Raw genomic sequence first — 10,358 nt, 5'->3', positions numbered from 1 at the left:
TTTCAACACCTGTACAAGTCGTTGAAGTCGTCTCTTTGATACCTACGATAGCAACTTCGTCACCTACGTTTAGGATACCACGCTCGATACGACCTGTTACTACTGTACCACGGCCTTGGATTGAGAATACATCTTCAATCGGCATTAGGAACGGCATGTCTACTGCACGCTCTGGCTCTGGAATGTAAGAATCTAGCGCTTCTGCTAGTTCTACAATCTTAGCTTCCCACTGCTCTTCACCGTTTAGTGCGCCTAGAGCTGAACCTTGGATTACTGGTAGATCATCACCTGGGAAGTCGTACTCAGATAGAAGTTCACGAACTTCCATTTCTACTAGTTCTAGTAGCTCTTCATCGTCAACCATGTCACATTTGTTCATGAATACGATAATGTATGGGATACCAACCTGACGGCCTAGTAGGATGTGCTCACGAGTCTGTGGCATTGGGCCATCTGTCGCAGCAACAACTAGGATACCACCATCCATCTGCGCAGCACCTGTGATCATGTTCTTAACATAATCCGCGTGTCCTGGACAATCTACGTGTGCGTAGTGACGAGTTGGAGTGTCGTACTCTACGTGAGATGTTGCGATTGTGATACCGCGCTCACGCTCTTCTGGAGCGTTATCGATTGATGCGAAGTCTTTCGCTTCACCGCCGTACACTTTAGATAGAGTAGTACAGATTGCAGCAGTTAGAGTTGTTTTACCGTGGTCAACGTGGCCGATAGTACCAACGTTTACGTGCGGTTTCGTACGTTCAAATTTTTCTTTAGACATGAGTTGTCCCTCTAGGTACGGATTTAGGTGGCTTTGATGACCACGCAACCAAAAAGTATTGGTGATAAAGTATATATCAAAAGGAAATGTTTGCTTTCAGAGCTGGTGCTGATAGGCAGACTCGAACTGCCGACCTCATCCTTACCAAGGATGCGCTCTACCACCTGAGCTATATCAGCACTCAAAAAAGAGTGGAGCGGGCAGCGGGAATCGAACCCGCATCATCAGCTTGGAAGGCTGAGGTAATAGCCATTATACGATGCCCGCAACACGTAACTCTGTAAGCTATTCCTTAAAGAATATGGTGGGGGGGGACGGATTCGAACCATCGAAGGCAGTGCCGGCAGATTTACAGTCTGCTCCCTTTGGCCACTCGGGAACCCCCCCAAATTTTCAAACCACAATAACTATTAAAGTTAAAATGGTGCCGACTACCGGAGTCGAACTGGTGACCTACTGATTACAAGTCAGTTGCTCTACCTACTGAGCTAAGTCGGCATAAGTGGTGCGCATTCTATTGAAGGAAACGCAAGCTTGCAATAGCTAAATCAAAAAAAAATGGTTTTTTACTGGGTTTGCGATTGTTTGCTTAAAAATCAAACAGCCAGATGAGGTTGTTGGATTATTTTTACTCCTGATATTTGGCAATTAGGCTCGCTTGTTGTATTTTCGCAGCTCCTTATCGCGAATCTCAGTTAGGAAGACTATGTCGCCATATCTCTCTTTTACACGCCAACATTGGGCAGAATTGCGTAACTCTGTTCCTATGACGCTTTCCGAGAGTGATCTCATAGAGCTGCAAGGCGTAAACGAAAAGTTATCCATGAAAGAGGCGGTAGAGATATACCTACCACTTTCTCGTCTACTGAATCTTTACGTCGCAGCAAGACAAAGTCGTAACTCTGTTCTGAATAATTTTCTTGATAATTCAGAAAAAGCGCCGCCTTTTATTATTGGTGTCGCGGGAAGTGTCGCGGTAGGGAAAAGTACCACAGCCCGGCTACTCAAAGAGTTGCTCTCGCGTTGGGATAATCACCCCAAAGTGGAGCTTGTGACAACCGATGGCTTCCTTTACCCAACAAAAGTACTCGAAGAAAACGGGATTTTACATCGTAAAGGTTTTCCAGAGTCCTATGATATTAAACGCCTGATTGAATTCGTTTCTGACGTTAAAGCGGGCAAACCCAATCTAGAAGTCCCTATCTACTCGCACATTACCTACGACATTACCGAAGATGTAAAAGTCGTTGATCGCCCTGATGTGCTTATTATTGAAGGTCTGAATGTACTGCAAAGTGGCATGGACTATCCGCATGCTCCGCACAGAGTGTTTGTTTCTGACTTCCTTGATTTTTCTCTTTATGTCGATGCTAAGAGTGATGTGATTGAGCAGTGGTACGTAGAGCGTTTCCTCAATTTCCGTTTAGGCGCCTTTACCGAGCAAGGCTCTTTCTTCAGTCATTACACCAAACTAAGTGTACAAGAAGCGGAAAAAGAAGCTCATAGAATTTGGCGTTCGATTAACGGCATTAATCTTGATGAGAATATTTTGCCAACCAAAGGCCGTGCTCAGCTTATCCTTAAGAAAGGTCAAGACCACACTGTTGAAGAAATTTTATTGCGTAAATAGCTCATTCGCTTCCTGCTAGGGTTGAGCTTGATGCAACCCTAGTTAAGTACTTTTAGAAAGCACTCTTTATCCATATCACGGATATTAATGGTTAGGCTGTGGACCTGCCCTGCCTCTTGCTGCAAAACCTGCATTAGCTCGAACGACAAGCGCTTTTTTTGTTCTTGAGTTCGACCATCAAGCAAATCAAAATTTATATGTATGAAGTCAGCACTACTTCCTGCCAGCCCAACAAGCCAATTCTGGTAGCAAAGAGAACGTGACTTTACAGAGTTCGGTTCAAACAAGTCACACTCAAGAGCCACTTGATGTAGTGCTTTAAGAAGTAGATTGACATCAACCAAATCCTCAACAGGATGAGAATATTCCATGATTAAATTGGGCATGCTGCTCCTTGTCAAATAAAGCAAACATGAGACAGCGCGATGAATCAGCACATGAGCTGTCTCTTGTTACAAAAGTTAGCTTACCCTAGCAGCTTATGCTCCAAACTCATATCTGGTTGCATACGAACTGCCTGATAGATCACTTACCGAATACGAACAGACATGATGCTAATCATGATCTCGCTCTGTTTATCTGTTATATTCTTACGCAGATTTTTTACATTAATTGATTAAATACGGAGATATTCCTATGCGTCGTCCTGTAGTCATGGGTAACTGGAAGCTTAACGGTAGCAAAGCTATGGTAAAGGAGCTACTGACTGGCCTTAACACCGAACTTAACGGTCTTGAAGGCGTAGATGTAGCCGTCGCTCCACCAGCACTTTATATCGACCTAGCGGAAAAGCTCATCGCAGAAGGTGGTAACAAAATTATCCTAGGTGCTCAAAATACGGACCTAAATAACAGCGGCGCATTTACAGGCGATATGTCTCCTGAAATGCTCAAAGATTTTGGAGCAACGCACATCATTATCGGTCACTCTGAGCGACGTGATTATCACAATGAGTCCGATCAATTCATTGCCAAGAAGTTTAACTTCTTGAAAGAAAATGGTCTTAAGCCAGTATTTTGTATTGGTGAGTCAGAAGCTCAAAATGAAGCAGGTGAAACAGAAGCGGTTTGCGCTCGCCAAATCAATGCGGTTATTGACATTTATGGCGTTGAAGCACTAAACGGGGCGATTATCGCATATGAACCAATCTGGGCTATCGGTACAGGTAAAGCAGCTACGGCTGAAGATGCCCAGCGTATCCATGCTTCAATCCGAGCTTTAATTGCAGAGAAAAGTGCCGCCGTTGCTGAACAAGTAATAATTCAATACGGTGGTAGCGTTAAACCAGAGAACGCTCAAGCTTACTTCTCTCAGCCAGACATTGATGGCGCTCTCGTTGGTGGAGCCTCTCTTGACGCTAAAAGTTTCGCCGCGATTGCAAAAGCAGCAGCCGCAGCAAAAGCATAATAATGCCTTAATTTTGAGCATGAAGGTCAGCGATTGCTGACCTTTTTTGTGTCTTGTCCGCCAATCAAGTATCCTAGCCTTTTCGTCCATTAGAGCCGTTGTTCGAGATGCAGGATAAGTATGGCCTTTTAACAGCCCCTATTCCCCAAGTACTCAGGCAAATGACCATTCCGATGGTCTTCGGTCTGGTGTCGATTCTCATGTTCAATCTTGTGGACACTTTCTTCATTTCTTTAATAGGCACCGAGGCACTGGCTTCAATCAGCTATACCTTCCCAGTTACATTCGCGCTTAATTGTATCACCATGGGCATAGGTGTAGGTTTATCAACCAATATCGCCCACTTACTCGGACAAGGAAAAACTGTTCGTGCAGCAAGGTTCGCTGCGCACGGCCTTTTGCTCGCAGTCACGCTAATTACCCTAGTATCTGCTATCGGGCTTGCAACACTTCACCCTCTATTTTCACTCTTAGGTGCTTCTGATAGCCTATTGCCTATGATAGACAAATATATGAGTGTCTGGTATCTGAGCATTCCATTACTCGTCATTCCTATGGCAGGTAACAGTGTGATCCGCGCAACAGGAGACACAAGAACGCCTGCCAAAATTATGATACTGGCCGGCATCATCAACGGTGTATTGGATCCGCTACTGATATTTGGCTGGGGACCTTTCCCAGAGCTAGGCATCCAAGGCGCCGCCATCGCGAGCGCTCTCAGTTGGTTAGGTGCCTGTGTTTGGTCCTTATACATTCTTACTCTGCGAGAACGCATGCTCATACTTCCAAACATAGGATATCTTGTTGAAGATGTGAGACTTATTCTTAAGATTGGTACTCCCGCGGCGCTCTCTAATGCTATGATCCCCCTTTCTGGCGCGCTATTGATGATTTTAGTTTCTAGTCAGGGGACGGCTGCCGTTGCTGCTTATGGAGCTGCTCAGCGGCTAGAATCTATTTTAATTATCGTATTGATGGCACTTTCTTCAGCCCTAACTCCTTTCATCGCACAAAATATAGGCGCAGAGAAACATCAGCGTAGCTTTGCTGGGCTGTTTATTAGTATGCGTTTTGCATTAGTTTTTCAAATGGGCGTATTCATAGCAATGATCCCGCTTAGCATTCCTCTGTCATCGCTTTTTTCCCAAGAGCAGCCAGTCAGAGATTTACTCTGGCACTACTTGCTTGTCGTACCATTTAGCTATGGCTTTCAGGGCATAGCCATGATACTCATTTCCGGACTCAACGCTCTACATAAGCCCTTGAAAGCATTTCAATGGAGCTTTATGCGTTTATTTGTGTTCGTCCTACCTAGTGCTTGGTTAGGAAGTCATTGGCTGGGGAGTGAGGGAATATTTATTGGGATTGCACTTGGCAATATCATCGGTGGAATACTGGGGTACCTTTACGCCTTACAGCTAAGGCGACACCATCTGCAACTAGCCATACAAGAGCAGTAACAAAAGAAACGATTACTTAGCTAGTAAATCATCTTCCTCTACCTCAAGATCAACATCAAGTCTCTCCTGAGAAATAATCACGCCCGTGTTGTCTGCATAAAGGTAGTCTTCTGGAAGAAAGGTGACTCCACCAAAATTGACCGCGACGTCTACCTCACCGACACCTTGAGATGTTGCACCAACAGGGATTGAAGCTAAAGCTTGAATACCTAGACTCATATCTTCTAGTTCGTCAACTTCGCGTACACAGCCATAAACAAGAATACCTTCCCATTCATTTTCTTCTGCTATCGCGGCAAGTTCTGCATCAATGAGTGCGCGTCGTAGCGAACCACCACCATCAATGAGCAAAATACGACCTAAACCATCTTGCTCTAACACTTCTCGAATCAGACCGTTGTCCTCAAAACACTTAACTGTAGTGATCTGGCCTGCAAATGAAGCACTTCCACCAAAGTTGCTAAACATGGGCTCAAGCACATCCACTTGTTCTGAGTAAATGTCACATAAAGCCGACGTATTGTATTCCATAGTGTTCCTTCTCATACGGTTAGTCATCACAAACGAGTATATAGCGACATTAAGTCATTGCAATGACAAGTCTCAATTAACTGACCAGAGTTTGAGCTATAACCACTCCTGCAAACAGTAAATTAGTAATTAGTGAATATTTCACAATCATGGGCATCATAGGTGCAATATGCATCGGCTGTCGGGCCAGCCAAACCAACTTACCATGCTTGTATACAAACATTGCGCTAAACAAAAACGGCAGTGTCAGCCAGATAGAGGCTGGCTGGCGCACCAGATAGAGGGTAAATGCTAGAAAAGCACCTGACAAAAGTAAGACATGGTAGTGCTTAGCCTTTCGACAACCTAGCCTCACCGCAATGGTTTTTTTCCCACACTGCTGATCATTTTCTATGTCACGCATATTGTTTACATTTAAAACTGCAACCGCCATGAGTCCACAACCTACTGCAGGCAATATCAAAGCGGGAGTAATAGTTCCTGTGTGCAGAAAGAAAGTACCCATTACACCAAGCAAACCAAAAAAGATAAATACAGAGATATCACCCAAACCCACGTAGCCATACGGTTTGTTACCGACCGTGTACGCTATGGCAGCAATCATCGCCAACACGCCTAGACCAAGAAATAGAAGAATGTTTTGCAAATTATCTAAAGCGTATAAGACCAGAGTCAAACCAGACACTAGCGTCATCACGAGATTAATAATAATCGCTTTCTTCATACTTTCTGGTGTGACGGCGCCAGATTGAATAGCGCGAACCGGACCAAGGCGCTTGGCATTATCGGTTCCTTTTTGCGCATCACCATAGTCATTCGCCAAGTTGGACAATATTTGCAATAAGGTTGCCGTGATAAACGCAAGTATGGTGATCAAAATGGAAGCTTGATGAGTAGAATACGCGAGTACACTTCCCGTTAATATAGACACTAACGCAAGTGGAAGCGTTTTCGGACGAGCGGCGTTTAGCCATATAGATAACGACTGTTTCATGCTCACCAGTTTATCCTCATTGTGAATAACAATAATTGTGATACATCAAAGTTTGAGTAAATACAATAAAGGCCACTCATCGTGGCCTTTACATAGGTCCAATGAACTGGATAGGGTTACTTAACGCGGCCTACGTATTCACCAGAACGAGTGTCTACTTTAATAACTTCACCAATAGAAATAAACAGAGGAACTCGAACTACAGCGCCTGTAGACAAAGTAGCAGGTTTACCACCAGTACCTTGGGTATCACCCTTTAGACCAGGATCGGTATCTGTCACTTCAAGTTCAACAAAGTTTGGTGGAGTAACGACAATCGGGTTGCTGTTCCAAAGAGTTAGCATACAAGTGTCATTCTCAACCAGCCATTTCGCATTATCGCCGACCGCTTTTTTATCTGCGGCTAGCTGTTCGAATGTTTCGTTGTTCATAAAGTGGTAGAATTCACCATCGTTGTACAAGTAATCTAGATCAATATCCATGACATCAGCGACTTCAACCGTGTCGCCTGATTTAAATGTTTTCTCTAGAACTTTACCTGAAAGCAGTTTACGGATTTTAACACGGTTAAATGCTTGGCCTTTACCAGGTTTGACATACTCGTTTTCGAGAATGACACAAGGCTCATTATCAAGCATAATTTTAAGACCGCCTTTGAATTCATTTGTGCTAACAGTAGCCATTTTTTCCTCTTACCATTCTTCGAGTTAAATTTAATGTCGCACATCATAACCCGAAAACTTGATTCTGTTGAGCAAAACTGGATCAAACAACTAGCGAATGGGATCTCAGATCCTGAAAAGCTGCTAAAGATTCTTGAGATTGATCCCTCTCCATGGCAGAAGGGTTTTGCCGCTCGAAAGCTGTTTGCGCAACGGGTACCGCAAAGCTTTGTTGATAGAATGGAAAAAGGAAATCCCTTTGATCCTCTGCTGCGCCAAGTTTTGCCGTTAGAGGAAGAATTTGAAATTCACTCAGGTTATTCAAATGACCCGCTTAAAGAGCAAGATAACGCCGTACCTGGGCTACTGCACAAATATCGTAATCGGGTTCTGATGATCCTCAAAGGAGGCTGCGCGATTAACTGCCGTTACTGTTTCAGGCGCCATTTTCCCTATGATGAAAATAAAGGCAGTAAATCAGTTTGGATGCAAAGTCTAGCCTATATAAAGGATCACCAAGAGCTGAACGAGGTTATCCTATCTGGCGGCGATCCTCTGATGGCAAAAGACCAAGAACTGGATTGGCTGATTGAAAATATTAGCGCTATTTCGCACATAAAACGACTACGTATTCACACGCGTTTACCTGTTGTGATCCCAGAGCGGATAACCCTTGCACTAAGAGAAATGTTCTTAGCAACACGCTTACAGGTTATTCTGGTCACCCATATTAATCATCCTAATGAAATTAATCAGGACTTAAAATTAGCACTCAATAACCTACGCAGGGCTGGGGTTACTTTACTCAACCAGGGCGTGATGCTCAAAGGAGTCAATGATGACATTGAAACCCAAGTATCATTGAGTGAAACACTTTTCGATGCTGGCGTACTGCCATACTACATGCATGTTCTGGACAAAGTTCAAGGGGCTGCGCACTTCTATATCTCTGATGATAAAGCAAGAGCTATCATGTCCGGCGTGATTGAAAGAGTATCTGGCTACTTGGTGCCGAAATTAACCAGAGAAATTGGCGGAAGAGCCAGTAAAACACCTCTTGACCTCCACCTTGAATAGATGATCTTAAGGTGAGCTTTTAACCACTATTTTGATTCGAAACAAAGAAAAGAGTAATGACACCCTGCTGAGTCTGACAAAGGTGTCAATTCACTTTTTTGAGTCGCTAATTTTGATTAGCATTGAAGAAAATTTCAACAACCCATTAGGAATGATTATGTTTTACGTACACATGATCCTGTTGTTAACCATTATCTTCATTGGTATCCGCCACGGAGGAATTGCCTTTGGTCTACTCGGTGGGCTTGGTGTTTCAATACTTGCATTTGTGTTTGGTATTACTCCGGGTACACCACCAATTAGCGTAATGTTAATCATACTAGCCGTCGTTGCTGCATCGGCCACGCTTGAGGCAACAGGAGGGTTGCAACTACTTGTAAGATTTGCCGAGCGCTTACTTAGAAAACACCCCAACCAAATTGTCTTCTTGGGCCCGCTCTGCACCTACTCGCTAACGGTTTTGGTTGGAACAGGACATTCCGTTTATCCCCTTCTTCCTGTCATCTATGATGTCGCATATAAAAAGGGCATTCGTCCCGAGCGCCCTATGGCTATGGCTTCCGTTGCGTCACAAATGGGCATTACTGCTAGCCCTATTGCAGCAGCGGCTGCCGTTGTCATGGCTACCGCCGCAGATAATCACCTAGCAATCAGTCTTGGTCATGTCCTTGCAGTCACGATTCCCGCTACTCTTATCGGTGTATTAGCCGGTTGTACCTGGAGTCTAAAACGCGGTAAAGATCTTGACCAAGACAATGAGTTTATCCAACGCTGCAGCGATCCTGAATTTAAAGCGCAACTTATCGATGGCGATCAACAAGACAATCAAAGCGAAATTGGCAAACAAGCGAAAAAAGGGCTGACTATTTTCTTAGCAGGTATTGTGGTGGTTGTCTTTGTGGCTATGTTTGGCCATGACCTTTCCCTGCTGCCTGAAGGCGTGAAAATGTCAGTCGCTATCCAGTTTTTAATGCTGTCGATTGGCGCTATCATTTTGCTGGCAACCAAAGTTGAGCCCAAAAAAATTGTTCACTGCAACGTCTTTATCGCTGGTATGATGGCTGTGGTGATAATTTTTGGTATCGCTTGGATGAGTGACACCATAATTAGCTTCCATAAACCTTATCTAATTAGCCTAGTCAGCGAGATAGTCGCAGCGCACCCTTGGACCTTTGCAATTGCCATGTTCGTTGTGTCCATATTTTTAAAAAGTCAGGCTGCGGTACTAACCATAATGCTGCCTTTAGGATTTTCGATGGGCATTCCGACCCCTGTCCTCATTGGTGTATTACCCGCATGTTATGCTTACTTCTTCTTCCCTTTTTACCCCAGCGATTTAGCCGCAATTACCTTTGATCGCTCAGGCACGACTCGAATTGGCAAGTACGTTTTAAACCATAGCTTCCTCTTGCCTGGCTTTATCGGTGTGAGCACAGCGACAACAGTTGCTTATATTCTCTCAACCATGGTTGTAAACTAAGCGCAAAAAAAGGCCAGTGACTAAGCACTTAATGCCGTTCGGATAAGTATTAACACTTATATCTAAATGGATATTTGGCCCGAACAAAGAGGACTGAACGTGGAAACGTTCGGTCCTTTCTTTTATCTGGCAAAATGAAATGGCTGATGCTCTCTCGCATTTGTTTGAGCCTGACAGGTAAAGTGCCATCGGGGCTGAGCGCTAGCCAGCGCAACTGGGCATCTATCAAATTTATTGCTGCTGTGAAGCTAACCCGAGTTGGGCTTACATTGGCATCTTCGGCAATATGAATCATTTCTAAACGTACTAAATTATAGGCAATTATAGGCAAGCAAA

At 44.1% G+C, this 10,358-nt stretch carries 10 protein-coding genes, 4 tRNA genes and 1 pseudogene; 5 read left to right on the top strand and 10 right to left on the bottom strand.

Going from position 1 to position 10,358, the window contains the following annotated elements; genetic code table 11:
• The 5 genes from DPF90_RS20085 to DPF90_RS20065 all read right to left on the bottom strand — a co-directional run.
• Positions 1–781: elongation factor Tu (locus tag DPF90_RS20085; protein ID WP_114788063.1), on the bottom strand; the 781-nt coding region annotated here is incomplete at its 3' end.
• Positions 782–884: 103 nt separating this feature from the next.
• A tRNA-Thr gene (locus DPF90_RS20080) sits at positions 885–960 on the bottom strand.
• 13 nt (positions 961–973) lie between these two features.
• Positions 974–1,048, bottom strand: a tRNA-Gly gene (locus DPF90_RS20075).
• Positions 1,049–1,083: 35 nt separating this feature from the next.
• A tRNA-Tyr gene (locus tag DPF90_RS20070) sits at positions 1,084–1,168 on the bottom strand.
• Between the two features lie 35 nt (positions 1,169–1,203).
• Positions 1,204–1,279: transfer RNA gene (locus DPF90_RS20065), tRNA-Thr, on the bottom strand.
• A 208-nt stretch (positions 1,280–1,487) separates the two neighbouring features.
• Between DPF90_RS20065 and coaA the strand changes: the two genes are divergently transcribed.
• Complete coding sequence (gene coaA, locus DPF90_RS20060) at positions 1,488–2,411, top strand: type I pantothenate kinase (RefSeq protein ID WP_114788062.1); 924 nt, start codon at positions 1,488–1,490, stop codon at positions 2,409–2,411.
• A 38-nt stretch (positions 2,412–2,449) separates the two neighbouring features.
• Here the strand turns inward: coaA and DPF90_RS20055 are convergent, their stop codons facing one another.
• A complete protein-coding gene (locus tag DPF90_RS20055; protein WP_114788061.1) occupies positions 2,450–2,797 on the bottom strand; it encodes a 5-carboxymethyl-2-hydroxymuconate Delta-isomerase in 348 nt (115 codons plus the stop codon).
• A 250-nt stretch (positions 2,798–3,047) separates the two neighbouring features.
• Here DPF90_RS20055 and tpiA point away from each other — a divergent pair, with 250 nt between their 5' ends.
• A complete protein-coding gene (tpiA, locus tag DPF90_RS20050) occupies positions 3,048–3,818 on the top strand; it encodes a triose-phosphate isomerase (protein WP_114788060.1) in 771 nt (256 codons plus the stop codon).
• A 107-nt stretch (positions 3,819–3,925) separates the two neighbouring features.
• Positions 3,926–5,278 carry an MATE family efflux transporter gene (locus tag DPF90_RS20045; protein WP_114788059.1) on the top strand — a complete coding sequence of 451 codons (1,353 nt, stop codon included), beginning with the start codon at positions 3,926–3,928 and terminating at the stop codon, positions 5,276–5,278.
• A gap of 12 nt (positions 5,279–5,290) precedes the next feature.
• Here the strand turns inward: DPF90_RS20045 and rraA are convergent, their stop codons facing one another.
• The 3 genes from rraA to efp form a co-directional block, all read right to left on the bottom strand.
• A complete protein-coding gene (gene rraA / locus DPF90_RS20040; RefSeq protein WP_114788058.1) occupies positions 5,291–5,809 on the bottom strand; it encodes a ribonuclease E activity regulator RraA in 519 nt (172 codons plus the stop codon).
• A 76-nt stretch (positions 5,810–5,885) separates the two neighbouring features.
• Positions 5,886–6,803 (bottom strand): 1,4-dihydroxy-2-naphthoate polyprenyltransferase, encoded by a 918-nt coding sequence (locus DPF90_RS20035; RefSeq protein ID WP_114788057.1) that lies wholly within the window; start codon positions 6,801–6,803, stop codon positions 5,886–5,888.
• Between the two features lie 116 nt (positions 6,804–6,919).
• Positions 6,920–7,486, bottom strand: coding sequence for an elongation factor P (gene efp / locus DPF90_RS20030; protein ID WP_114788056.1), 567 nt, complete (start codon positions 7,484–7,486; stop codon positions 6,920–6,922).
• A gap of 33 nt (positions 7,487–7,519) precedes the next feature.
• On the opposite strand from efp, the gene epmB reads away from it, so the two are divergent.
• Positions 7,520–8,542 carry an EF-P beta-lysylation protein EpmB gene (gene epmB, locus DPF90_RS20025; RefSeq protein WP_114788055.1) on the top strand — a complete coding sequence of 341 codons (1,023 nt, stop codon included), beginning with the start codon at positions 7,520–7,522 and terminating at the stop codon, positions 8,540–8,542.
• Between the two features lie 157 nt (positions 8,543–8,699).
• On the top strand, positions 8,700–10,022 hold the full coding sequence (locus tag DPF90_RS20020) for an anaerobic C4-dicarboxylate transporter (RefSeq protein ID WP_114788064.1): 1,323 nt from the start codon (positions 8,700–8,702) through the stop codon (positions 10,020–10,022).
• Between the two features lie 49 nt (positions 10,023–10,071).
• Here DPF90_RS20020 and DPF90_RS20015 read toward each other — a convergent pair.
• Positions 10,072–10,358, bottom strand: a pseudogene (locus DPF90_RS20015) (IS4 family transposase); the annotation flags it as partial.

Source organism: Vibrio tetraodonis, from assembly GCF_003350295.1.
Classification (GTDB): domain Bacteria; phylum Pseudomonadota; class Gammaproteobacteria; order Enterobacterales; family Vibrionaceae; genus Vibrio; species Vibrio tetraodonis.
Note: the sequence above shows the minus strand (reverse complement) of the source record. Positions and strands in the feature narration are given on the sequence as shown.